Source organism: Leifsonia poae, from assembly GCF_027921845.1.
GTDB classification, from domain to species: Bacteria; Actinomycetota; Actinomycetes; order Actinomycetales; family Microbacteriaceae; genus Leifsonia; species Leifsonia poae.
Genome location: NZ_BSEN01000001.1, coordinates 129,541 through 153,816, shown reverse-complemented (window position 1 = coordinate 153,816; position 24,276 = coordinate 129,541). Strand labels below are relative to the sequence as shown.

Sequence of the window (24,276 nt, the reverse complement as noted above, 5' to 3'; positions counted from 1 at the left end):
CTAGTGGCTCGAGCCTTCGGTCTCGATCTCGGTGCGGTCGCCGGACCACAGGGTGTGGAAGGTGCCTTCCTTGTCCACGCGCTTGTAGGTGTGGGCGCCGAAGAAGTCGCGCTGTCCCTGCACGAGGGCGGCAGGCAGGCGGGGGACGGCGAGCGAGTCGTAGTACGACAGGGCGGCACCGAAGCCGGGGATCGGAACGCCGGAGAGCGCAGCCGTGGAGACGACACGCCGCCAGGCCGCCTCTCCCTCTGCGACCGCGTCGGCGAAGTACGGGGCCTCGAGCAGCGTGGCGATGTCGGGGTTCTCGTCGTACGCGTCGGCGATCCGGTTGAGGAACTGGGCGCGGATGATGCAGCCGCCGCGCCAGATCTTGGCGATCTTGTCTTTGTTGATGTTCCAGCCGTACTTCTCGGCGCCGGCGATGATCGCGTCGAAGCCCTGGGCGTACGCGACGACCTTGGACGCATAGAGAGCCTTGGAGACGTCGTCTGCGAACGACGAGTCGACCTTCTGCACGTCGGGACGGGACGTGACGACCTTCTGCACGGCCTCGCGCTGCGCGGGCTTGGACGAGACGGCTCGGGCGAACACGGCCTCGGCGATGCCGCCGACGGGAACGCCCAGGTCGAGCGCGTTCTGCACGGTCCAGACGCCGGTGCCCTTGGACCCGGCCTGGTCGAGCACGATGTCGACGAACGGCTTGCCCGTCTCGGCGTCGACCTGACGCAGCACCTCGGCGGTGATCTCGATCAGGTACGACTCGAGGTAGCCCTTGTTCCATTCGGTGAAGACGTCGGCGATCGCGGCCGGCTCGAGCCCGCCGACGGTGCGCAGCAGGTCGTACGCCTCGGCGATGAGCTGCATGTCGGCGTATTCGATGCCGTTGTGGATCATCTTCACGAAGTGGCCTGCGCCGTCGGTGCCGACGTGCGTGACGCACGGCTCGCCCTCCGCGACGGCGGCGATCGACTCGAGGATGGGGCCGAGGGTCTCGTACGACTCCTCCGAGCCGCCCGGCATGATCGAGGGGCCCTTCAGCGCGCCCTCCTCGCCGCCGGAGATGCCGGTGCCGACGAAGTGGATGCCGGTCGGCGCGATGCGCTTCTCGCGTTCGATGGTGTCGTGGAAGTTCGCGTTGCCGCCGTCGACGATGATGTCGCCCGGCTCGAACCGCTCGACGAGCTGCTCGATGACGGCATCCGTGCCCTTGCCGGCCTGCACCATGATGATCGCCGTGCGGGGCTTCGTCAGCGAGGCGACGAAGTCGTCGATCGATTCGGAGGCGACGAACCCGGCCTCGGGATGCTCGGTGATGAGCTCCTCGGTGCGCGCGTAGGTGCGGTTGTAGACGGCGACGGTGTTGCCCTCGCGTGACGCGAGGTTGCGGGCCAGGTTCGACCCCATCACCGCCAGACCCACGACACCGATATTGGCTGTTGCACTGGCGTTCTCAGGCACGTTCTCTCCTTAACGACGAGCTTTGTTCCAGCGTAGTGCGGCGGCGGAACCGGCCGCCCGAATGTTGCGCAGGCTACGGGGCGGACGGCCATCCGCACCGGTCGCGGTCAGCCCAGCCGGAACGTCGAGCGCGGGATGTCGGACACCAGGCGCCCGGCGATCGTGAAGGCATCCTCTTCGGTGAGCTGGTGGGAGACGACGAGCGACGACAGGTACGAGGCATCGACCCGGCGGGACATGTCGTGCCTGGCCGGGATCGAGCAGAACGCCCGGGTGTCGTCGATGAACCCGCTGGTCTTGGTGAAGCCGGCGCTGTCGGTGATCGCCTGCCGGTAGCGCAGGATCGCGGCGGGGGTGTCGAGGAACCACCACGGAGCGCCGGCGTAGACCGACGGATAGAAGCCGGCGAGCGGTGCGATCTCGCGTGAGAAGGTCGTCTCGTCGACCGTGAACAGCACCAGCCGGAACGTCGGGTCGGTGCCGAAGTCCCGGAGGATCGGAGTCAGGGGTGCGGTGAACGCGCCGACCGCGGGCAGATCGTGCCCGGTGTCCGGCCCGAAGGCGTCGAAGGTGGGCCGGTGGTGATTGCGGATGACGCCGGGGTGCAGCTGCATGACGAGGCCGTCTTCGCTCGCCATCTCGGCCAGCCGGTAGAGCATGTTCCGTCGGTAGGCGACCGCTTCGGCGGCGGTGAGGGAGCCGTCGAGGGCCGCCCGGTGGATACGCGAGGCCTCGGCGGTCGTGAGCGGTTCGCTGCCGGCGTCGATGACGCCCGTGTCGGTCGCCGTGCCGCCCGCGGCGATGAAGGCCTGCCGCCGGGCGCGCAGGGCGGCGAGCAGCCCCTCGTACGACGACGTGTCGACCCCGGCGCTCTCGCCGAGTGCGGAGAGTCTGCCGCGCCAGGTCGGCTCATCCGGGTGCATGTACCGGTCGGCGCGGAAGGTCGGCAGTACACGTCCGGTGAACGTGGGGTCGTCGCGGAGCGCCAGGTGGGCCGCGAGGTCGTCGGCCGGATCGTCGGTGGTCGCGAGCACGGCGATGCGGAAGCGATCGAACAGGGCCCTCGGGCGGAACTCCGGCCGCGCCAGGGTCTCCGCCAACTGGTCGTAGAGGGCGTCGGCGTTCGCCGCAGACGGCTGCTCGGTCAGCCCGAACACCTCGCTGAACTCGGACTCGAACCAGAACCGCACGGGTGTGCCGAGGAATGCGTCCCAGTTCTCGCAGAGCCGGCGCCAGATCGAGCGACCGGATGCCGTGGGGGCCGCTCCCGGCCGGGAGAGCCCGAGTTCGTCCAGGGGGACGCCGACCGCGTGCAGCATCCTGGTCACATAGTGGTCGGGGGTGATCAGCAGGGCGGCCGGGTCGGGGAACGGCTCGTCGTCGAGCAGCATCCGGGCGTCCACATGTCCGTGCGGGGAGTAGATCGGGGCGTCGGCGACAGAGGAGTGCAGCCGCCTGGCGAGGGCGCGTTCCCCCGGATCGGCCGGGAACAGGCGGTCGGGATGCGGTGCGAGCGCGGTCATGCGCGTCCTTTCTGGGGAGGGGACGACGGGGCGGGGCCGGTGGAGTCGCGCACCGTCAGATGCGTCGGCAGGGTCGCCGTCTGGCGGACGCCGACCCGTGCACCGTCGAGGTGCGTGAGGAGCATCGAGACCGCGGTGCGGCCCGCCTGCTCGATGGGGGCGGTCAGGGTGGTGAGCGGCGGGTTGCAGAAGTCGGCGCCGAAGATGTCGTCGCAGCCGACGATGCTCACGTCGCCCGGCACATCGACGCCCCGCTCGCGGAACCGGGCGAGCATCCCGATGGCCAGGAGGTCGTTGAACGCGACGCACGCGGTGACGCCGGCGTGCAGGATCGCGTCGGCGGCGGCCGCCCCCGCGTACTGGCGCGGAGCGAACGGACCGAGTCGCCGCACCTCGATGTCGTAGCGTTGGGCGGCCTTGACCATCGCGCGCCAGCGGCCCTCGTTCGGCCACGACGTCTCGGGTCCGCTGACGTAGGCGATGTCGGTGTGCCCGAGGGAGACGAGGTGGCCCATCGCCTGCTCGATCCCGTTGGGGGTGTCGATGAAGACGCTCGGCACGCCGCGGGTCTGGCGGTTGATCGCGACGAGCGGCACCTCGGCCGCGAGGGCGGTGAGCCGCCGGTCGGTGAGACGGGAGGCGGCCAGGATCGCGCCGTCGAACGAACGCCGCAGCTTGTGCAGCATCCCGTCTTCGAGTTCGTCCGACTCCTCGGTGTCGACCAGGATCTGCGTGTAGCCGGCGGCCTTGAGCTGCTGCTGGGTGCCCCGGATGATGCCGAAGTAGAAGGGGTTCGTCACGTCGCTGACGAGTACGGCGATCGCCCGGGTCCTGCCACTGGTGAGGGCGCGTGCCTGCGCGTTCGGGATGTAGTTCAGCTCGCGCGCGGCGAGCTCGATCCGTTCGCGCGTCAGGGCGTTGACCCGGCCGGGGTTCGAGAGGGCGCGCGACACCGTCGAGGTGGCGAGACCGGTCGCGGCGGCGACGTCCGCGAGGGTCGCGGGGCGCTCGGACCCCGCTCCGGCGAGAGGTTGCATGAAGTCATCACAGCACACGTTGGCAATTTTTGGCAATCGGTTGCCTTGACCTTGCCACTCTGCATAGAGTCCTGCACTGTCGTCTCCGGTCGCACCACAACGGGGGTGACGGACACTCACGTCCCTGTCTCAAAGGAGAGTCACGAATGAGATCACGTATCGCGCTCGGCGCGGTCGCCGGCCTCGCCGTCATCGGCCTGGCCCTGAGCGGCTGCTCCTCCAGCAACAACTCCGACTCCGGTTCCGGAGGTCTCGACGGCAAAGGCAAGACGCTCGACGTCATGATCGCCGCCAACACGCTCTACCCCACCGAACAGCAGCAGTGGTTCAAGGATGTCTCCGCTCAGTTCCAGAAGGAGACCGGCGCCACGGTGAAGTTCGAGACGTTCGCCTCGGCCAACGACGAGCTCACCAAGATCCAGACCTCGGTGCTCAGCGGCCAGGGCCCGGACATCTACGACCTCGGCACCACGTTCACCCCCACCGCGTACTCCACCGGCGCGTTCGTGAAGCTCACGGACGACGACTGGAAGAAGATCGGCGGCCGCGACCGGTTCGTCCCGGCGACGCTCGGCATCTCCGGGCCCGACGAGAAGAACGAGGTGGGCATCCCGTTCCTCAGCCGTCCGTTCGTCATGGCGTACAACAAGGACCTGCTCAAGGCCGCCGGCATCGACAAGCCGGCCGACACCTGGGACGGCCTCGCCGAGCAGGCGAAGAAGCTCACCAGCGGCGGCGTGCACGGCATGGCCATCGCCTACGCCGACAGCTTCGACCCGTGGAAGTTCATCTGGGCCATGGCGATGCAGCAGGGCAACACGATCCTCGACCTGAAGGACAAGAAGGCCACGATCGACGACGACGCCGTCAAGAAGGCCTACGAGACGTACTTCGGCTGGATGAGCGACGACAAGGTCGTCGACCCGGCCGCCATCGGCTGGAAGAACGCGCAGGCCGTCGCAGCCTTCGCCGCGGGCAAGGCCGCCTACCTGCCGATGGTCTCGTCGTCGTCGCAGGTCACGCTCGACAAGTCCAGCGTCGCGGGCAAGTACGCCTACGCCGTGATGCCGACCATCCCGCCGGGGGAGACCTCGCTGCCGAGCGACGGCAAGGCCGCCGCGACGATCATCTCGGGCGACAACATGGTCGTGGCCAAGTACTCCAAGAACCAGGACCTCGCGTTCGCGCTGGTGAAGATGCTCACGAGCACCGAGAACCAGGTGAAGTACACCAAGACGTTCGGCGACCTGCCGACCAACGCCGACGCGGCGAAGCAGATCGAGCAGGGCAACGAACTGCTCGGCCCGATCGTCGATGCCGGCACCAAGGCGTTCGGGACCCCGTTCTCGGGAGCCTGGGGCGACACGCAGCTGGCGCTCGTGAACGTGGTGGTGCAGTCCATCCCGTCGCTCTCCGGCGGCTCGGTCTCGTCGTCCGACCTGGACGCGAAGCTGAAGGCGGCGCAGGCCACGGCCCAAGGCTCGCTGGACAAGGCGAAGTAGCCGGTCGCACCCATGTCGCAGACAACAGTGGCCGCGCTCACGGGCGAGGCCGGCGACCAGAGCGGTTCGCCCGCGGGGAACACCCCCGCGGGCGGCCGCCGGGCCCGCAGACGCGGTCACGAGAGGGGCCGTCCGCTCTGGATGCTGCTGCCCGGCGGCATCCTGATGCTCCTGATCATCGTGGTGCCGCTGCTCGTGGCGGTGCTCATGTCGACGCTCGACCTCGACCAGTACACCCTGCAGAGCTGGCTCCAGGCACCGTTCATCGGGCTTCAGAACTACGTCGAGGCGGTCACGTCGTCGTCGCTGCTGCGCTCCGTCGGCATCAGCGTCTCCTTCGCCCTCATCGCCGCCGTCGTCACGATGCCGATCGGCCTGGCCGCCGCCCTCGCCACCCAGAACCGGTTCCGTGGACGCGCACTGGTGCGGTCGCTCTTCCTGATCCCGTACGTGCTCCCGGCCTTCGTGGTCGGCACACTCTGGCGCACCATGCTGCAGCCGGGCGGCGTCGTCGACTCGACACTCGGTGCGCTGGGCGCGCATCCCGGTCTGTGGCTCAACGGCCCGCTCAGCTACTGGTCGCTGATCATCGTGCAGATCTGGACGTCGTGGCCGTTCTTCTACCTGCTGGTGCTCGCCGGCCTCCAGGGCGTCGACCACGAGGTGCACGAAGCGGCGGCGATCGACGGCGCTACGTGGTGGATCAAGCTGCGCTACGTGATCCTGCCCTACCTGCGCGGACCCATCCTGCTGGCGCTGATCATCGCGTTCCTGCACAACATCAACGCCTTCACGCTGCCGTTCGTGCTGTTCGGCGTGCCGGCTCCCGCTGATGTGGACGTGCTGCCGGTGCTCACCTACGTCACCAGCTTCCAGAGCTTCCGCTTCGGCCTCAGCGCCGCGATGGCGATCTGCTCGCTGATCCTCATCGCGATCCCGCTGTTCGTCTACCTGCGGGCCGTGAAACTCGACTCAGGAGAGGAGGAGAAGCGATGACCACCGTCAAGCCGTCCTCCTCCGACATCACCCGGCTGCTGCCGCGCCCGCTGCTGGTCACGATCATCGTCGTGCTGCTCGTCATCGTGCTCGGCCCGGTCGTCTACATGCTGTTCTCATCCGTGAACTCGGATGCCGCGGTCGCCTCGGGCGCGTTCTTCCCGACGGAGCTGAACCTCGACAACTACCTGAAGGTGTGGACGACCGTCGACCTCGGCACCGGGCTGATGAACTCGGTGATCGTCTGCGGCGGCGTCGCGATCGTCTGTGCGTTCCTCGCGGTCGCCACCGCCTATGTGCTGGTGCGCTACGAGTTCCGCGGCAGGCTGACCTTCCTCCGCGGGCTGCTCGGTCTGCAGTCCATCCCCGGCACCCTCATGCTGCTGCCCGTCTTCGTGCTGTTCTCGTCGACGGCCAGCCTGCTCGGTGTGCAGATCATCGGCACGCGCTGGGCGGTGTTCATCACCTACCTGACGTTCGCCCTGCCGTTCTCGACCTGGGTGATGGTCACCTACCTCCGGGGGCTGCCGAAAGCCCTCGAGGAGGCCGCGCGCATCGACGGCGCGTCGTCCTGGCGCATCCTGACCCAGATCGTGATGCCGCTGAGCTGGCCCGGCATCGTGGTGTCCGGCATCTTCGCGTTCCTGCTCGGCTGGAACGACGTGCTGTTCGCCTCCGTCCTGACCAACCCGGAGACCCGCACCGCCGCCGTGGCGCTGCAGGTGTTCGGGGCGACCCAAGAGGGTGGCGCGATCCCGCTCTACGGGCAGATGATGGCTGCGTCCCTCATCTGCGCCGTACCGGTCGTCGCGCTGTACCTCGTATTCCAGCGCTACCTCGTCGGTGGCCTGACTTCTGGAGGAGTGAAGTGAGTGACATGACCGCATGGACCCTGTCGGGATTCGGCGACGAGATCGACGCCGACCCGATCGTGCAGGCGGCGGTGCTGCAGGCGCTCGGCGCCCGGCACATCGAGGTGCGCAGCGCCTGGGGGGTCAACGTCGTCGACCTCGACCAGGCGCAGCTCGAGCGGCTCCGGCAGGTGCTCACCGAGCGCTCGATGGGGGTGTCGGCGATCGCGTCGCCGATCGGCAAGGTCGATGTCTCGCTGCCGGTCGAGCACGAGGTCGAGCGGCTCGGACGGGCGATCGCCGCTGCCCGCGCGCTCGGCTCGCGGTACATCCGGCTCTTCTCGTTCTACCGGGGCGAGAGCGTGCCGGTGGAGAGCATCCGCGACGACGTGATGGTGCGGATGCGCGCCCTCGCCGACGCTGCAGAAGCGGCGGACGTCGTGCTGCTGCACGAGAACGAGAAGGACATCTACGGCGACACCCCCGAGCGCTGCCTCGACATCGTCGAGACGGTCGGCTCGGACCACCTGCGGCTCGCCTGGGACAGCGCGAACTTCGTGCAGGTCGGGGTCGAGCGCCCGTTCGATGACGGCTACGGGCTGCTGCGACCGCACCTGGAGTACCTGCAGGTGAAGGACGCGCTGCGCGCGACCGGCGAGGTGACGCCCGCCGGCGAGGGGGACGGGCAGCTGCTCGAGACCCTCACCGCCTTGCGCGACGACGGCTACACCGGCTTCGCCTCGCTCGAGCCGCACCTCACCGACGTCAACGCCCTCGGCGGCTTCTCGGGACCGGAGGCGTTCGGCCGTGCGGGCCGTGCGCTCCGCCGTCTCACCGACCAGATTGGAGTGAAGCTCGGATGAGCGACACCGCAACACCAGCAACATCGGCAACACCGGATCCGTCCGCACCGCTCGCCGTCGCCATCGTCGGCTGCGGCATCATCGGCCTCAACCACGCGCGGGCGATCGCCAGGAACCCGTCGCTCACCATCACGGCACTGGTGGACGCCGTGCCCGCCGCCGCGAGCGCGCTCGCCGACCAGGTCGTCTCGGAGCTCGGCATCGAGTGCCCGGCGGAGTACCAGACGCTGCCGGCCGCGATCGCCGCGAGCCCGGTGGACGTCGTCGTCATCTGCACGCCGAGCGGGCTCCACGTCCAGCTGGCCGAGGAGGCCCTGGCCGCGGGGAAGCACGTGGTCATCGAGAAGCCGCTCGACGTCAGCATGGCGCGGGCCCGGCGCATCCTGGAGCTCTCCCGTGAGGCGGAGGCGAACGGGCTCGTGGTCTCCGTGATCAGCCAGCACCGTTTCGACCCGTCGTCGGTCGTCGTCGCGCAGGCCGCTCACGACGGCACCTTCGGGCGCCTCACCAGCGGCATCGCGTCGGTGGCCTGGTGGCGCAGCCAGGACTACTACGACTCCGGCCAGTGGCGGGGGACGTGGGAGCTCGACGGCGGCGGCGCGGTGATGAACCAGGGCGTGCACACGGTCGACCTGCTGGTCTGGTTCCTCGGCCGCCCGGTCGAGATCTCCGCGCAGACGGCTCTGCTCGCCCATGGGCGCGTCGAGGTGGAGGACATCGCCGTGGCCACCGTGCGGTTCGAATCCGGCGCGCTCGCCGTGATCCACGCCACGACGGCCGCGTATCCGGGGCTCTCGGTGCGATTGCACGTGCACGGCGACCGCGGCTCGGCGATCATCGACGACGACCAGCTCGAGTACTTCGGCGCCGCCGACCCCGCCGCGTTCGATCCGAGCGGTGCGAGCGTCGTGAACCGCGCCGCCGAGCTGGTGCCGGCCGGTGAGCTGCGCGGCGGCGACCGCGGGCCCGACCAGTTCATCGTCGGCCATCTGCGTCAGTACGACGACATCGTGTCCGCGATCCTCGACGGCCGCGCGCCCGGCGTGCGGGTCGAAGACGCCTTCGTGTCCCTGGCCGTCGTACGCGCCGTGTACCTGTCGGCGACACTCGGCCGCCCGGTCGCCTTCGACGACGTGCTCTCGGGCGCGCTCGACGATGTCGAGGTCAGGACGGGCGCTGCGCCGGATGCGGTCGCACCGGACGCCGTCGGAACGGACGCAGTCGAACCGGATGCATCGATCGCGAGAGGAGCAGCATCATGAAGTTCTCGGTCTTCACCGCGTCGACCCCCGATTGGACGCCGGAGGAGGCGGCACGCATCCTCGCGTCCCAGGGCTGGGAGGGCATCGAGTGGCGCGTCACCGACCAGGCGGATGCGCCGGAACCCGGCTTCTGGGCGGGGAACCGCGCGACCTGGCCTCTCGACGGCCTCGAGGGCGACGTTCCCGAGATCGCAAGGATCACTCGGGAATCGGGCCTGGAGTTCTCCGGCATCGGCGGCTACGCCCGCGCCGATGACCACGCGAACGTCGACCGGATGCTCGCCGCCACGGCCGAGCTCGGCGCCCGTCAGGTGCGGGTCGCCATGCCGCGCAGCGACTCCGGCGACTACCGCGAGCTGTTCGACGCCACGCGCCGCGACATCGCCCGTGCGGCCGCCCGCGCGGCCGAGCTCGGCGTGAAGGCGCTGATCGAGCTGCACCACGAGACGATCACGCCATCCGCCTCGGCGGCGTACCGGCTGGTCGACGGTCTCGACCCCGAGCACGTCGGCGTGATCCACGACCTGGGCAACCTGGTGATCGAGGGGCAGGAGGCGCCGCTGGCCGCCTTCCAGCTGCTCGGCCCCTATCTGGCGCACGTGCACGTCAAGAACGTCCGCTGGGTCGCGGGTGAGACGGAGGCCGACGGCACGGTGCGCTGGTCGCACGAGTGGGCGACGATGCGGGCCGGTCAGGCCGACGTCGACACGTACTTCGCGGCACTGCACGCCTTCGGCTACGACGGCTGGGTCACCTCGGAGGACTTCTCGACGGAGCTTCCGCTCGAGGAGCGCACCCGCGACAACCTCGCGTACCTGCGGGAGTCGGAGGCGCGCTCGCGCAGCCTCGCCGGCGTGACCGCGACATGACGTCGCCACAGCGCACGGAACGCCATCCGGTGCGGGTGGTGCACCTCGGCCTCGGTGCGTTCCACCGGGCGCACCAGGCCTGGTACACCCAGCGCGCGAACGACGCGTCCGATGGCGAGGGGTGGGGGATCGCCGCCTTCACCGGCCGCAGTCCGCGCGCCGCCGAGGTGCTCTCCGCGCAGGATGCGGTGTACACGCTGGTCGAGCGCGGCCCGGGCGGCGACCTGGCCGGCGTGATCCAGACTGTGACGTCGGTGGCAGATGGCGGCGACGTCGACCGCTGGCGGGGCGCCATGGCCGATCCGGCGGTCGCCGTGCTCACGCTGACCGTGACGGAGGCCGGCTACCGGCCGCCGTCCGGCGACCTCGACGCCGATCTCGAACGACTTCGCTCCGGCGCCGGCGCGTTCACCGCACCCGGGAGGATCGTCGACGGGCTGCGCGCCCGGCGCAATGCCGGGGCCGGCCCGCTCGCGGTCGTCAGCTGCGACAACCTGCCCCACAACGGCGCCGTGACCTCCGACGCCGTGAGCGGGCTCGCCCGCCGGCTCGACCCCGCGCTCGCCGCCTGGATCGACGCCGAGATCTCGTTCGTCTCCACCATGGTCGACCGCATCACCCCGGCGACCACGGACGCCGACCGCGAGACGGTGCTCCGCCTCACCGGCGTCGACGACGCGGCGCCGGTGGTGACCGAGCCGTTCAGCGAGTGGGTGCTGAGCGGCGCGTTCCCCGCCGGCCGACCCGGCTGGGAGGCGGGCGGGGCGCAGTTCGTCGACGACGTCGAGCCGTTCGAGCGCCGCAAGCTGTGGCTGCTCAACGCCGGGCACTCGCTCTTGGCCTACCTCGGGCTGCTGCGCGGCCACGCGACGGTCGCCGAGGCGATGGCCGACGAGCAGTGCTCGACCGCGCTCGAAGCCCTGTGGCAGGAGGCTCGGACGGAGCTGCCGTTCGACGACGCGGCGGTCGATGCCGCGCTCGCCGCCCTGCGTGACCGCTTCACGAACGCGCGCATCGAACACCGGCTGGCGCAGATCGCCACGGACGGTTCGCAGAAGCTCGGGCCGCGCATCCTCGACCCTGCCCGTTCCCGGCTGCACGCCGGGCGGGAGCCGGGAGCCGCCCAGGCCGGCGTGATCGCCGCGTGGATCCTGCACCTGCTCGGCGACCGGTCCGCCGATCCCGGGGCCGAGGCGCTGACGGCGCGGCTCCGGCAGCATCCGGACGACGACGCCGCGCTGGCGGCGGAGACCGTTGCCGAGCTCGCTCCGAGCGGCGACCTCGGCAGCCTGCCCGATCTCGTGCGCGAGCAACTCGGCGCCCTCCGCGCCACCACGACCTTTCTGACGACCGAATCACTACGAGGAGCACACTGACATGCGAATCACATCCGCCGACGTCCTGGTCTCGAGCCCCGGCCGCAACTTCGTGACGCTGCGCATCACCACCGACGACGGCTACGTCGGACTGGGGGACGCGACGCTGAACGGCCGCGAGCTGGCGGTGGCCGCCTACCTGAGCGAGCACGTCGTCCCGCTCCTGATCGGCCGGGACGCCCACCGGATCGAGGACACCTGGCAGTACCTGTACCGCGGTGCGTACTGGCGGCGCGGTCCCGTGACGATGGCCTCGATCGCGGCCGTCGACACGGCGCTGTGGGACATCAAGGCCAAGTCGGCCGGGCTGCCCCTGTACCAGCTGCTCGGCGGCAAGAGCCGGCGCGGCTGCCTGGTGTACGGCCACGCGAGCGGCGCAGAGCTCCCCGAGCTGTTCGACTCGATCCGCGACCACCAGGAGCAGGGCTACCGTGCCATCCGCGTGCAGACGGGCATCCCGGGGCTCGGCTCGGTCTACGGCGTCGCCTCGTCGGCCAACGCCGCTGCCGGCGCTGGGGGCACCACCTCGCGGTACGACCACGAGCCGGCCCGGCGCAGCGCCGTGCCCGTCGAGGAGGAGTGGGACACCCGCGCCTACCTGCGGCACGCGCCGCGCGTGTTCGAGGCGGTGCGCAACGAGTTCGGCCCCGAGCTGCCGCTGCTGCACGACGCGCACCACCGGCTCACGCCCATCCAGGCCGCCAAGCTCGGCAAGTCGCTGGAACCGTACGACCTGTTCTGGCTCGAAGACGTCACGCCGGCCGAGAACCAGGCCGTGCTGCGCCGGGTGCGCGAGCACACCACCACACCGCTGGCGATCGGCGAGGTGTTCAACACGATCTGGGACTACCGCGAGCTGTTCGAGGAGCAGCTGATCGACTACGTTCGCAGCCCAGTCACGCACGCCGGTGGCATCACCGGACTCCGGCGCATCTTCGACTACGCGGCCGTCTACCAGATCAAGTCGGGGGTGCACGGGCCGACGGATGTGTCGCCGGTCGGGCTCGCCGCCGCGATCCACCTCGGCATCGCCATCCCGAACTTCGGGATCCAGGAGTACATGAAGCACTCGGCCGACACGCACGAGGTCTTCCGCACCACCTACAGCTTCGAAGACGGGATGCTCATCCCGGGCGACGAGCCGGGGCTGGGCGTCGACTACGACGAGGTCGTGGCGAACTCGTTCCCGTATCAGGCGGCATACTTGCCGGTGAACCGTCTTCTCGACGGCTCCATGCACGACTGGTGACGAATGCACCACGGATGACGGACGGAGGGCGATCGGTGGAGCGTCCGCTCGTGGTGGTGATGGGGGTGTCCGGCTCGGGGAAGAGCACGATCGGACACCGGCTGGCGGAGTCCCTCGGGGCCGAGTTCATCGACGGCGACGCCCTGCATCCGCCGGCCAACGTCGCGAAGATGGCGGCGGGCATCCCGCTCACCGACGAGGACCGCTGGCCCTGGCTGGCCGCCGTCGGACGCACACTCGCCGATTCCGGGCCCGCGGGAATGGTCATCGCCTGCTCGGCGCTGCGCCGGGTGTACCGGGCGGCCATCCTGGACCAGGCGCCGACGGCGCGGTTCGTCGAACTCGACGGTTCGCCCGAGCTGCTGCGCGGCAGGATGGGTGCGCGCGAGGGCCACTTCATGCCGCCGAGCCTGCTGGACTCGCAGCTCGCGACGCTGGAGCCGCTCGCGCCGGATGAGCCCGGCATCCGGGTCGGCATCGACCGCTCGGAAGAGGAGATCACGGCCGCGGCGGCGAGCGCCCTGCGCATCCGGTAGACTTGCACACTGAACTTCGGCGAGGGATGCGCGCGGGACTCCGGGCGACATCCGTTATCGACGCGGTGGAGCAGGCTACGCAGTCTTTCCTCACACGTCTTTCATCTGAACGATGCGTTCGAGTCGACACACAACCAGACACTGCGAGCACTGCTCGCCCGACAGCCGGCCCCGCCGGCAAGGAGTTACTCATGGCTGACGAGTCCAACAAGGTCGTCGCGGAGGTCCGCGACAGCTTCGGCAAGGGTGCGGCGCGCAAGATCCGCGCTGCCGGCAAGATCCCCGCCGTCATCTACGGCCACGGCACCGAGCCCGTGCACATCACCGTCCCCGCCCACCAGGTCGGCCTGCTGCTGCGCAAGGCGAACGCCGTGCTCAACATCGACATCGCGGGCAAGGGCCAGCTGACCCTGGTCAAGGACGTGCAGAAGGACCCCGTGCTCCAGATCATCGAGCACCTCGACCTCATCGTCATCAAGAGCGGCGAGAAGGTCGCCGTCGAGGTCCCCGTGCACGTGCAGGGCGAGCCCTTCCCCGGCACCATCGCGGTTCTGGATGTCCCGACCCTCCGTCTCGAGGTCGAGGCGACCCACATCCCCGAGAACATCGTTCTCGACGTGACCGACGCCGCCGAGGGCACGCAGTTCCACGCCAAGGACTTCACCCTTCCGAAGGGCGCCACCCTGGCAGAAGACCCCGACCTGCTCATCCTCAACGTCCTCGTTCCCGCCGCCGCGCGTGGCGACGAGGAAGAGGCTGCGACCGAGGCCGCCGAGGCTGAGGCAGCCGAGGGCGAAGCAGCGGCCGCCGAGTAGGCTCCCCGAGCTTCACCTCGATGGATTCACCCTGGCTCGTAGTCGGGCTCGGCAACCCCGGGCCCGGCTACGCCGCCACGCGTCACAACGTGGGCCAGATGGTGCTCGACGAGCTCGCCGAGCGCGGCCGTCTCACCTTCAAGACCCACAAGACCAACGCGACCGTCGCGGAGGGTCGCCTGACCCCCGGCGGACCGCGTTTCATCCTGGCCAAGCCCAACACGTTCATGAACGTGTCCGGGGGCCCGGTCGCGCAGCTGCTGCGCTTCTATTCTCTTGAGCCGTCGCACCTGATCGTGGTGCACGATGAGCTCGACATCCCGTACGACACCATCAAGCTCAAGTCGGGCGGTGGGCACGGCGGCCACAACGGTGTGCGCGACGTGATCGCCGCCATCGGCACAGGCGACTTCACCCGCGTGCGGGTCGGCGTCGGGCGCCCGCCCGGATCGCAGGGCGCGGCCGACCACGTGCTCAAGGGCTTCAGCACCGACGAGCGCAAGACGCTGCCCAATCTGCTCGCGGATGCCGCCGACGCGGTCGAGCAGATCGCCTCGGACGGGCTCACCGCCGCGCAGCTGCGCTTCCACACGGCGCGCTGACGCGCGCGTCGCCCCGCTCGCCACCCCTCAACTCCCGCCGCCGGGGGCGCGCTCGACGACGGGGGCGCTGGACCAGCCGGTGCGCTTGCCGGTCATCGCCGTGTCGAGGGTCTGCTGTGCTCGCTCCATGGAGCGCGCGTAGCGGGGCTCGGAGAACCGGCGGTTCATCTCCTCGGGTGAGACGTCTTCGACGTGCTGGATCACCCACCAGATGTTGCCGAGCGGGTCGCGGAGGCGGCCTCCCCGGTCGCCCCAGGCGGCGTCGTCGAGCTCGGTGATGACCTCGGCGCCCGCCGCGACGCCGCGCGCGAACGTCGCCGTGGCGTCGTCGACGAAGACGCGCAGCATCGCGGGGGTGGCCGGCCAGTCGGGCTGCGCGTCGAAGGCCAGCAGCCAGGTGTCGCCGATCACGAACTCGGCATGACCGATGCCGCCGTCCTCGGTCGGAACGCGCGCGATCTCCGTGGCGCCGAAGGTCTCGGTCACGAAGTCGAGCAGCGCAGAGGTGTCGCGCGTGACGACCCAGGTTTGCGCTGAGCGGTTGCTGCCAGGCAGAGAGTTTGCTTCCATGGCTTCACCGTATGACCGATAGCGGTCAAGTTTTGGCCGCTATATCGCTTGGGTTGGCTGAGCACCTCGTGTTGCCGGTTCCTTGAGGTGGATCTCCATGCCGCGCGCCGCTTCGAGCCCCGTGATGAAGACGATCACAGCGATCACGATGACCGCGATCGCCAGGGCACCGTACATACGGCCGCGCCTGCTCGCGACAGCGACGATCCCCTGGACCAGAGCCCAGATCGCGAGCAGGAATCCCATCACGGTCGACACCGTCCATGGCAGGACGATCGCGCTGTACAGGCCTGCGACATCCGGATGCCCGACTCCGCTGATCTCCCCGAAGGTGTACACCGACGCGCCGAACGGGTTGCCGCTCACCCGTGCGACGATGACGGCGACGGTCGCGCCGACCAGTACGACGAGGGCGACGATCAGGGCGACCCGGCCCAGCCGGCGCGAGCGCGTCGACGTCGACGCGACGACCGACTGCGGTCCGTCGCCGTGCGGTGGAGGAGTCGGCATCATCTGCTCTCAGTGGACGGGCGCTGCTGCGGGCACCGGTCGGGGCCGAGCGCGAGCGTACCGGATGCTCATCCCGGCTGCCCAGCCCCCTGTCCGGGTTTGCGCGGCCGGCGCACAGGTGCGCGGCGGTACAGTTCCGATCATGAAGTTGTACACGCGCGAGTGGGGCAGCGGCGCCCGCTACGCAGTGCTCGTGCACGGGGTGATGTCGGATTCCCGCAACTGGCGCACGGTCGGGCCGGCCCTGGCCGAGCGCGGCTACCACGTGATCGCCGTCGACCTGCGCGGCCACGGTCACAGCCCGCGCGCGGCGGAGTACACCGCGGAGCTCTTCGCTCAGGATGTGGTGGATACCGTGCAGGTGCGTCCCGAGCTGGTGATGGGCCACTCGCTCGGCGGTCTGACCGTGAGTCTCGCGATCGAGCGCCTCCAGCCGGAGCGTGCGATCTACGTGGACCCCGCCTTCTCCGGCCCCGCGCTGACCTGGTGGCAGCGGATGCTCGCGCCGGCGTTCCTGCGCAGCCTCACCCGGGCGTCGGCCGTGCGGATCGCGAAGAAGAACCCGCGCTGGGACCCGGCGGACGTCGCGATCGAGGTCGAGACGTTCAAGGCGTTCGATCCCGCGGTCATCCCGGTGCTGATCACGCCGGGCTCGCTGCGCGCGCCGGAGGCGATGCACGTGCCGTCCCTCGTGGTGCTCGCCGACAACTCGCAGCTCGTGAAGCCGGAGCTCGCCGAGCGCCTCCGCGCCGCCGGGTTCGAGGTGCGGGTCGTCGCCGGGAGCGGTCACACGATCGCCCGCGACGACTTCGACGGGTTCATGCGCGCACTCGACGGTTGGATCTGACCGCCAGCCCTCGCGGTGTCGGCGGGTAACCGTAGACTTGGGCGAGTGATACTGCAGGGCTTGATCGCAGCGCTTTCGCGCGCCTCCACGTTCCACGACGCCCTCGCGTCGGCCGCTCGCGATGCCGACTTCTCGCTCACCGACGGGCTCCGCGCGCCGCTGATCGCCGGCTTGCTGCAGAGACGCGCCGCGGCCGGGGCGTCGCAGGCGCTCCTTGTGATCACGGCGACGGGGCGCGAGTCGGAGTCCATCCGCGGCGCGCTGGGCTGTGTGCTCCCCGGCGCCGAGATCATCGAGTTCCCGGCCTGGGAGACGCTGCCGCACGAGCGTCTCAGCCCGAGCGCCGAGATCGTCGGCAAGCGGCTGCTGGCCCTGCGCCGGCTCGCCGACTGGGCTCAAGGCGACCAGAGCACCCCCATCGTCGTCGTCGCCTCGGTGCGCGCGGCGTTGCAGCCCCTGGCCGACAACCTCATCGACTACTCCCCGGTGGAGCTCACCGCCGGCGGCCGCGGCTTCGACCTCGGCGGCCTGGCGCATCAGCTCGTCGACCTCGCCTACGCCCGCGTCGACATGGTGACCCGCCGCGGCGAGTTCGCCGTGCGCGGCGGAATCCTCGACGTGTTCCCGCCCACGGCCGAGCACCCTTACCGTGTCGACTTCTTCGGCGACGAGGTCGAGCAGATCCGGGCGTTCTCGGTGGCGGACCAGCGGTCGCTGCCCGAGCCCATACCGTCGGTGACCATGCCGCCCAGCCGCGAGCTGCTGCTCAGCGAGTCGGTGCGGCAGCGCGCGCGTGAGATGGAGCACGAGTTCCCGAGCCTGTCCGGGATGCTCGCCAAGATCGGCGAGGGCATCCCCGTCGAGGGCATGGAGTCGCTCGCGCCGGCGCTCGTCGACCGGCTGGTTCCGGTGACCCACTACCTCCCCGACGGCGCAGCGATCGCCGTGCTGTCGCCGGAACGCGTCGCGAGCCGAGCGGTGAGCCTCGCCGAGACGAACCGCGAGTTCCTGTCGGCGGCCTGGAGCGCGGCCACGGTCGGCGCAGCAGCGCCGATCGACCTCGCGGCAGGCGACTTCATCACGCTTCAGAAGCTGCGCGACTCCGCGAAGTTCAGCGCTCCCGGACAGCCGGCGCCCGACCACCCCTGGTGGACGATGAGCGGCTTCCAGATCGACGACACCCTGCCGGAGGAGCGGGAGATCGAGGAGCACCTGCAGATCCGGATCGCCGCCGAGGCGGTGCCGAGCTTCCAGGGCAACGTGAACGGCGCGATCGAGCACGTGGCCGCACGACTGCGCGACGGCTGGAAGGTCGCGATCGTCGCCGAGGGCGCCGGTCTCGTCGAACGCGCGGCGCAGGTGCTGGCCGAGGCGGAGCTGCCCGCACGTCAGGTCGACGAGTTCCCCGCCGATCCGGAGCCCGGTGTCGCATACCTGCTGCGCGCCACCGTCGAGCACGGATTCGAAGTGGAGCAGGACAAGCTCGCGCTGCTGAGCGAGGCGGAGTTCTACGGCCGCACGATCGGTTACGACTCCCGCCAGGTCAAGAAGCTCGCGACGCGCCGCAAGAACGTCGTCGACCCGCTCGCGCTGAAAGCGGGCGACTTCGTGGTGCACCAGACGCACGGCATCGGCAAGTTCGTCGAGATGACGCAGCGCGAGGTCTCCAGCGGCGGCCGCAACGCGGTGAAGTCGAAGCGCGAGTACCTCGTGCTCGAGTATGCCCCCTCGAAGCGCGGCTACCCGGGCGACAAACTGTTCGTGCCGACGGATCAGCTCGACCTGCTCAGCCGCTACGTCGGCGGCGAGGCGCCGCCGCTCAGCAAGATGGGCGGCAGCGACTGGGCCGCGGCGAAGGGCCGCGCCCGCCGCGCGGTGCGCGACATCGCCGTCGAGCTGGTCAAGCTCTACTCGGCACGCATGGCGAGCAAGGGCCACGCATTCGGTCCGGACACCCCCTGGCAGCGCGAGCTGGAGGAGGCGTTCCCGTTCGCGGAGACGCACGACCAGCTGCAGACCATCGACGAGGTCAAAGCCGACATGGAACGGCCGATCCCGATGGACAGGCTCATCTCGGGCGACGTCGGCTTCGGCAAGACCGAGATCGCGGTGCGCGCGGCCTTCAAGGCCGTGCAGGACGGCAAGCAGGTCGTGATGCTCGTGCCGACGACGCTGCTCGTCAAGCAGCACTTCGAGACGTTCCAGGAGCGCTTCGCCGGCTTCCCGGTGCACCTGCGCGCCCTCAGCCGCTTCCAGTCCGACAAGGAGGCGCGCGAGACGTTGCGCGGCATGGCCGACGGCACGGTGGATGTCGTGATCGGCACGCACCGGCTGCTGGCCGACGGCATCACCCTGAAAGACCTGGGACTCGTCATCATCGACGAGGAGCAGCGCTTCGGCGTCGAGCACAAGGACGCCCTCAAGAAGCTCAAGACCAACGTGGACATCCTCGCGATGAGCGCCACGCCCATCCCACGCACGCTCGAGATGGCCGTCACGGGCATCCGGGAGATGTCGACGCTGGCGACGCCGCCGGAGGAGCGCCACCCGATCCTCACCTTCGTCGGGCCGTACTCCGACAAGCAGGTCGCCGCCGCCATCCGGCGCGAACTGCTGCGCGAGGGCCAGGTGTTCTTCGTGCACAACCGGGTCGGGAGCATCACGAGCGCCGCGGCGAAGCTGGCCGAGCTGGTGCCGGAGGCGCGCATCGGCGTCGCGCACGGCCGGATGAACGAGCACGCCCTCGAGCAGGTCGTCGTCGACTTCTGGGAGCGCCGGTTCGACGTGCTGGTCTCGACGACCATCATCGAGACCGGGCTCGACATCGCGAACGCGAACACCATCATCATCGACCGCGCGGACAAGTACGGTCTCAGTCAGCTGCACCAGCTGCGCGGCCGGGTGGGCCGTGGCCGCGAACGCGCGTACGCCTACTTCCTCTGGGACGAGAACAAGCCGCTGAGCGAGACGGCGCACGACCGGCTCTCGACCATCGCCGCCAACAACGACCTGGGCAGCGGCATGCAGGTGGCGCTCAAAGACCTCGAGATCCGCGGGGCGGGCAACCTGCTCGGCGGCGAGCAGTCCGGCCACATCGCCGGCGTCGGATTCGACCTCTACCTGCGGATGATCGGCGAAGCGGTCAGCACGTTCCGCGGCGAGGTGGCGGAGGGGCAGACCGAGCTGCGACTGGAGCTTCCGGTCGACGCGCACATCCCGGAGGAGTACGTGGACAGCGAACGCCTACGGCTCGAGGCCTACCAGAAGCTCTCCACCGCCAGTTCGCCCGCCGCGAAGACCGGCCAGATCGGCTCCGTGCTCGAGGAGCTCACCGACCGCTACGGCGAGCCGCCGGAGCCGGTGCTGAACCTGATCGCCGTGTCGCGCCTCCGCTTGGCCGCACAGCGGGCGGGGCTGGGCGAGGTGGTCGCGATGGGCTCGAACCTGCGGGTGTCTCCGGCGATCCTTCCGGATTCCCTGCAGGTGCGCCTGCAGCGGATGTACCCGGGCGCCAAGTACCACGCGGCTCCCAAGGTGGTCACTGTTCCGATGCCGCGCGTGAACGGCGAGGCGCTCGACGACTCCGCGCTGATCGGCTGGGTGTCGTCGCTGCTGGGTTCGATCTTCCCCGCGCCGGAGCCCGCCGAGGCGGAGCCGGCCGCCGAAGCGACCGCCTGACGCGACCGTTCGTAACTCCGGAATCGCGGGCCGGAATCGCTGAGAATTCCGGAGTTACGCGCATCCGCTCGGCGTGTCGGCCGGTTCTTCCGGAGTTGCGACAAGCCCACGAAGGCTCAGCGCTGCGGCTCAGTGCCCCTCCGCCGAATGCACCCGCGTCGCGACCGGATGCGCGCGCCGGTACCGCCGCGCCAGCGCCGACACCATCACCCCCGACAGCACGATCGAGACACCCGATCCGAGCAGCACGGCCAGCGTGCCCTCGCTGCGCACCAGGTCGCTGCCCGCGAACGCCAGCTCGTTCATCAGCAGCGACACCGTGAACCCGATGCCGCCGAGCGCCGCGATCGTGATCAGCCCGAACAATGGGATGCGCCCCCGCTCGGCCTTCGGTCGGGTGAACGACCCCAGCCAGCCGCCGAGGGTGATGCCGATCAGCTTGCCGACGGGCAGCGCGACGAGGATGCCCCAGAATGCCGGACTCAGCTGCGACGGCGACACCTGAGGGATCACCACGAGCGCCGCGGAGAACGCGAACAGCGGCAGGATCAGCCCGTTCGACCACGGCTCGAGCACGTGTGTCACGTGTCCGGCCGGACGCCTGGCCATGACGAGGCCGAGCGCGACGCCCGCGATCGTGGCGTGCACGCCCGAATCCCAGACCAGCCACCAGCTGAGCAGGGCGAGCAGCACCATGAGCACACCGATCGGCACGCGCATCCGGCCACGCAGGAACCGGCTGAGCAGGCCGAAGGCGGCGACCGTCACGGCGGCGAGAGCGAGCTCGAGCAGGTTCGGGTCGGTGGTGAAGAACACCGCGATGATCAGGATGGCGATCAGGTCGTCGAGCACCGCGAGGGCAAGCAGGAACACCCGCAGGCGGTTCGGCAGGCCGCGGCCGAACACCGCCAGCACCCCGAGCGCGAAGGCGATGTCGGTCGCGGTCGGGATGGGCCAGCCGTCGCCGAGACCACTGCCGGCGGCGAAGACGAGATAGACCAGGGCGGGCACGATGACGCCGCCGACGGCCGCGATCGCCGGATGGATCGCCTTCTTCACGCTGTTGAGCTCGCCGGCCACGAGCTCGTGCTTGAGCTCGACGGCGACGATGAAGAAGAAGATCGCCAGCAGACCGTCGCTGATCCAGTGGCCGACGCTCAGCTTCGTGTCGCCGAAGCCGAGGTACGTGTGCTGCACGTCGAGCAGGTCGTGCCCGATCGGGGTGTTGGCCAGCAGTAGGCCGAGCGCCGCGGCTCCCAGCAGGAGGCCGGCGGCGGTGCGCTCGGAACGGATGATGCTCATGACGGTCTCGCCCATCTCACGCCGCTGGCAGGACGCCGGGCATGGGTCGTTCGGAGGAGCGACGCGGACGCGTCACCCGCCGACCAGACTTCCCGGCACACCAGGACGCGAGTCTATCGAATCGGGCTCACCAGGCACAGGATGTGGCCGTCGGCGTCGCGCAGCACCGACTGCCGTTCGCCCCACTCCTGGTCGGCGGGCTCGTCGACGACCGTCGCACCCGTCTCGACCGCGGCGCCCGTCGCCGCGTCGACGTCGTCGACGACGAAGCTCGGTGCGACGGCGAAGTCGCCGGTGCTCGGCGTGCGATGGTGCAGCAGCACCTCGGTCGCGGTCCCCGCCGGCGCTGCGGCGTCGGTGGTCAGCATCGCGAGGCCCTCGACCTCGTAGACGGGATCCAGCCCGATCACGTCCCGGTACAGGGCGAGGGCGCGGGCCAGGTCTTCGACGGAGATGGTGATGCGAGCGATCCGGGTTGCCATGCAGCCAGGCTAGTCCGGGCAGGCCCCGGCCGGTGAGAGGATGGACGTGTTGACGAGGAGGGCTGATGACCGACCTGAGTTTCTCATCCGCAGAGGCGGGTTCGCAGCCGACAAAGCTCGACGAGCTGGTGGCGGTCATGGAGCGGCTGCGCGGTCCGGGCGGCTGTCCGTGGGACGCCGACCAGACGCACGAATCGCTGGTGCAGTACCTCCTCGAAGAGACCTACGAACTGATCGAGGCCATCGAGACCGGCAACCGCGACGACATGATCGAGGAGCTCGGCGACGTGCTCTACCAGGTGCTCTTCCACTCGGACATCGCCGCGCACACTCCGGGTGAGGACTTCGACATCCAGGATGTCGCCGAGCACATGACGCAGAAGATGGTGGGCCGGCATCCGCACGTCTTCGGCGACCGCAAGGCCGAGACCGCCGACGACGTCGTCGAGTTCTGGGACGACCTGAAGCGGCGGGAGAAGCCGTCGCGCACGAGCGTTCTCGACGGCATCCCCCAGGCGATGCCGTCCCTGGCGCTGGCCGACAAGCTCCTCGGCCGCGCGCAGAAGGTGGGTCTGCTCGAGCTCGGGGCGGCCGGGGGAGTGCAGGTCGAATCGGAGGACGAGCTCGGCTCGTTGCTGCTCGCGATCGTCGCTTCCGCGAAGGCCCAGGGGCTGGACGCGGAGCGCGCGCTGCGCTCGACATTGCGCGAGCTGCAGGGCGAGATCCGCGAGTACGAGGCGGGTGCGGCCGACGCCGGGATCATCGGGATCGCGGCGGTCGAGGACTGAGCGCGGCCCGAGTCGACAGCGACCAGGGGTTAGGTTAGGCTTGCCTAACGTGCCGATTCCGGCCACACCCCCTGTTCGTCCTCCCGAAGGAGAGTCATGCTCGAGCCCGTCGCCCGCGGTCGCCACCGCCGGTCGCGCATCGCCCTGATCGCATCCGCCATCGTCGCCTCGGCGGCCCTGGCGCTCACCGGCTGCAGCGCGGGATCCGGTTCTGCGGCCGGCACTGCGAGCAGCGATTCCGGGGCGTTCCCGGTCACCGTCTCCAGCGCGCTGGGCGACGCAACGATCGAGAAGGCGCCCGAGCGGGTCGCCACCTGGGGCTGGGGTGCGCAGGACGTGGCGCTCGCGCTGGGCGTCGTCCCGGTCGCGATGCCCAAGTTCACCTACGGCGGCGACGGCAACGGTGTGCTGCCGTGGGATGCGGAGAAGCTGAAGAAGCTCGGCGCGAAGACACCGCAGCTGCTCAGCGGCGCCGACACCGACCAGGTGCCCTTCGAGGAGCTCGTCAAGGCGAAGCCGGACGTGATCCTCGCGCCGCTCTCGGGCCTCAGCCAGACCGACTTCGACACCCTCAGCAAGATCGCCCCGGTCGTCGCCTACCCCAAGCAGGCCTGGGGCACGAGCTGGCAGGACCAGACCGACATCGTGGGCAAGGCGCTCGGGATGACGAAGGAGGCCGCCGCGCTCAAGAAGGCGACCCAGGACAAGGTCGCCTCCCTCGCAGCGAAGTACCCGGTGCTGAAGGACAAGACCTTCCTGTACGGCGCGGCGAACCAGCCCGGCGTGCTCAACGTCTACCGGTCCACCGACACCCGCGTGCAGCTGCTCAACGACCTCGGCCTGACCAACTCGCCGAGCCTGAAGACCCTCGACACCAAGGCGGGCGACGGCAGCTTCTTCTTCCAGCTCAGCTACGAGAACCTCTCGAAGATCGACGCCGACCTGCTGGTGATGTACTTCGACAAGCAATCCTCCGTCGACGCGTTCACCGCCGACCCGCTCGTCGCGGCCCTGCCGAACATCAAGGAGGGGCGCTTCGCTCCCATCGTGGGCGAGTCGTTCGTGATGGCGTCGAGCGCGCCCAGCGTGCTCAGCATCCCGTGGATGCTCGACCGCTACGTGCCGCAGCTGGCCGCCGCCGCAGAGAAGGTCAAGTAGTC

At 69.8% G+C, this 24,276-nt stretch carries 22 protein-coding genes; 15 read left to right on the top strand and 7 right to left on the bottom strand.

The genetic code is table 11. From position 1 onward, the window contains the following. The 3 genes from gnd to PKE84_RS00760 form a co-directional block, all read right to left on the bottom strand. On the bottom strand, positions 1-1,458 hold the full coding sequence (gene gnd, locus PKE84_RS00770) for an NADP-dependent phosphogluconate dehydrogenase (protein ID WP_271175288.1): 1,458 nt from the start codon (positions 1,456-1,458) through the stop codon (positions 1-3). Positions 1,459-1,565: 107 nt separating this feature from the next. Beyond that, a complete protein-coding gene (uxaC, locus tag PKE84_RS00765) occupies positions 1,566-2,981 on the bottom strand; it encodes a glucuronate isomerase (RefSeq protein WP_271175287.1) in 1,416 nt (471 codons plus the stop codon). After that, entirely contained in the window at positions 2,978-4,018 is a 1,041-nt protein-coding gene (locus PKE84_RS00760; RefSeq protein ID WP_271175286.1) for a LacI family DNA-binding transcriptional regulator, read from the bottom strand. The genes uxaC and PKE84_RS00760 overlap by 4 nt, the downstream gene beginning before the upstream one ends. A 146-nt stretch (positions 4,019-4,164) precedes the next feature. Here PKE84_RS00760 and PKE84_RS00755 point away from each other — a divergent pair, with 146 nt between their 5' ends. The 11 genes from PKE84_RS00755 (at position 4,165) to pth (ending at position 14,939) form a co-directional block, all read left to right on the top strand. Further along, positions 4,165-5,520, top strand: a complete 1,356-nt coding sequence (locus PKE84_RS00755; protein ID WP_271175285.1) for an ABC transporter substrate-binding protein — start codon at positions 4,165-4,167, stop codon at positions 5,518-5,520. 12 nt (positions 5,521-5,532) lie between these two features. Then, positions 5,533-6,516: a carbohydrate ABC transporter permease gene (locus PKE84_RS00750; protein ID WP_271175284.1), complete on the top strand. Its 984-nt coding sequence runs from the start codon at positions 5,533-5,535 to the stop codon at positions 6,514-6,516. Next, the gene (locus tag PKE84_RS00745) at positions 6,513-7,388 is read left to right on the top strand and encodes a carbohydrate ABC transporter permease (protein ID WP_271175283.1); all 876 of its coding nucleotides are present in this window, start codon (positions 6,513-6,515) and stop codon (positions 7,386-7,388) included. The genes PKE84_RS00750 and PKE84_RS00745 overlap by 4 nt, the downstream gene beginning before the upstream one ends. A 5-nt stretch (positions 7,389-7,393) precedes the next feature. Next, positions 7,394-8,230, top strand: a complete 837-nt coding sequence (locus PKE84_RS00740) for a sugar phosphate isomerase/epimerase family protein (protein ID WP_271175746.1) — start codon at positions 7,394-7,396, stop codon at positions 8,228-8,230. Further along, on the top strand, positions 8,227-9,492 hold the full coding sequence (locus PKE84_RS00735; RefSeq protein WP_271175282.1) for a Gfo/Idh/MocA family protein: 1,266 nt from the start codon (positions 8,227-8,229) through the stop codon (positions 9,490-9,492). The genes PKE84_RS00740 and PKE84_RS00735 overlap by 4 nt, the downstream gene beginning before the upstream one ends. Then, positions 9,489-10,361 (top strand): sugar phosphate isomerase/epimerase family protein, encoded by an 873-nt coding sequence (locus PKE84_RS00730; protein WP_271175281.1) that lies wholly within the window; start codon positions 9,489-9,491, stop codon positions 10,359-10,361. Before PKE84_RS00735 ends, PKE84_RS00730 begins: the two co-directional genes overlap by 4 nt. Then, the gene (locus tag PKE84_RS00725; RefSeq protein ID WP_271175280.1) at positions 10,358-11,737 is read left to right on the top strand and encodes a mannitol dehydrogenase family protein; all 1,380 of its coding nucleotides are present in this window, start codon (positions 10,358-10,360) and stop codon (positions 11,735-11,737) included. The genes PKE84_RS00730 and PKE84_RS00725 overlap by 4 nt, the downstream gene beginning before the upstream one ends. 1 nt (position 11,738) lies before the next feature. Continuing rightward, positions 11,739-12,986 carry a D-mannonate dehydratase ManD gene (gene manD, locus PKE84_RS00720; protein ID WP_271175279.1) on the top strand — a complete coding sequence of 416 codons (1,248 nt, stop codon included), beginning with the start codon at positions 11,739-11,741 and terminating at the stop codon, positions 12,984-12,986. After that, positions 12,983-13,522 (top strand): gluconokinase, encoded by a 540-nt coding sequence (locus PKE84_RS00715; RefSeq protein WP_309297477.1) that lies wholly within the window; start codon positions 12,983-12,985, stop codon positions 13,520-13,522. The genes manD and PKE84_RS00715 overlap by 4 nt, the downstream gene beginning before the upstream one ends. A 191-nt stretch (positions 13,523-13,713) precedes the next feature. After that, positions 13,714-14,337 carry a 50S ribosomal protein L25/general stress protein Ctc gene (locus PKE84_RS00710; protein ID WP_271175278.1) on the top strand — a complete coding sequence of 208 codons (624 nt, stop codon included), beginning with the start codon at positions 13,714-13,716 and terminating at the stop codon, positions 14,335-14,337. 20 nt (positions 14,338-14,357) lie between these two features. Further along, positions 14,358-14,939 (top strand): aminoacyl-tRNA hydrolase, encoded by a 582-nt coding sequence (gene pth, locus PKE84_RS00705; protein WP_271175277.1) that lies wholly within the window; start codon positions 14,358-14,360, stop codon positions 14,937-14,939. 27 nt (positions 14,940-14,966) lie between these two features. On the opposite strand, the gene PKE84_RS00700 is transcribed toward pth, so the two are convergent. Then, on the bottom strand, positions 14,967-15,509 hold the full coding sequence (locus PKE84_RS00700) for a VOC family protein (protein WP_271175276.1): 543 nt from the start codon (positions 15,507-15,509) through the stop codon (positions 14,967-14,969). 39 nt (positions 15,510-15,548) lie between these two features. Beyond that, entirely contained in the window at positions 15,549-16,019 is a 471-nt protein-coding gene (locus PKE84_RS00695) for a hypothetical protein (RefSeq protein WP_271175275.1), read from the bottom strand. A gap of 142 nt (positions 16,020-16,161) precedes the next feature. Here PKE84_RS00695 and PKE84_RS00690 point away from each other — a divergent pair, with 142 nt between their 5' ends. Both PKE84_RS00690 and mfd read left to right on the top strand, forming a co-directional pair. Beyond that, on the top strand, positions 16,162-16,866 hold the full coding sequence (locus PKE84_RS00690) for an alpha/beta fold hydrolase (RefSeq protein ID WP_271175274.1): 705 nt from the start codon (positions 16,162-16,164) through the stop codon (positions 16,864-16,866). Positions 16,867-16,911: 45 nt separating this feature from the next. Then, on the top strand, positions 16,912-20,544 hold the full coding sequence (mfd, locus tag PKE84_RS00685) for a transcription-repair coupling factor (RefSeq protein WP_271175273.1): 3,633 nt from the start codon (positions 16,912-16,914) through the stop codon (positions 20,542-20,544). A gap of 129 nt (positions 20,545-20,673) precedes the next feature. Here mfd and nhaA read toward each other — a convergent pair whose 3' ends face one another. Together nhaA and PKE84_RS00675 are read right to left on the bottom strand one after the other, a co-directional pair. Further along, positions 20,674-21,846 (bottom strand): Na+/H+ antiporter NhaA, encoded by a 1,173-nt coding sequence (nhaA, locus tag PKE84_RS00680; RefSeq protein ID WP_271175272.1) that lies wholly within the window; start codon positions 21,844-21,846, stop codon positions 20,674-20,676. A 113-nt stretch (positions 21,847-21,959) separates the two neighbouring features. After that, positions 21,960-22,328, bottom strand: coding sequence for a VOC family protein (locus PKE84_RS00675; RefSeq protein ID WP_271175271.1), 369 nt, complete (start codon positions 22,326-22,328; stop codon positions 21,960-21,962). A gap of 65 nt (positions 22,329-22,393) precedes the next feature. On the opposite strand from PKE84_RS00675, the gene PKE84_RS00670 reads away from it, so the two are divergent. Together PKE84_RS00670 and PKE84_RS00665 are read left to right on the top strand one after the other, a co-directional pair. After that, the gene (locus PKE84_RS00670) at positions 22,394-23,116 is read left to right on the top strand and encodes a nucleoside triphosphate pyrophosphohydrolase (protein ID WP_271175270.1); all 723 of its coding nucleotides are present in this window, start codon (positions 22,394-22,396) and stop codon (positions 23,114-23,116) included. A gap of 96 nt (positions 23,117-23,212) precedes the next feature. Then, entirely contained in the window at positions 23,213-24,274 is a 1,062-nt protein-coding gene (locus PKE84_RS00665) for an iron-siderophore ABC transporter substrate-binding protein (protein ID WP_271175269.1), read from the top strand. The last annotated feature ends 2 nt before the right edge of the window (positions 24,275-24,276 follow it).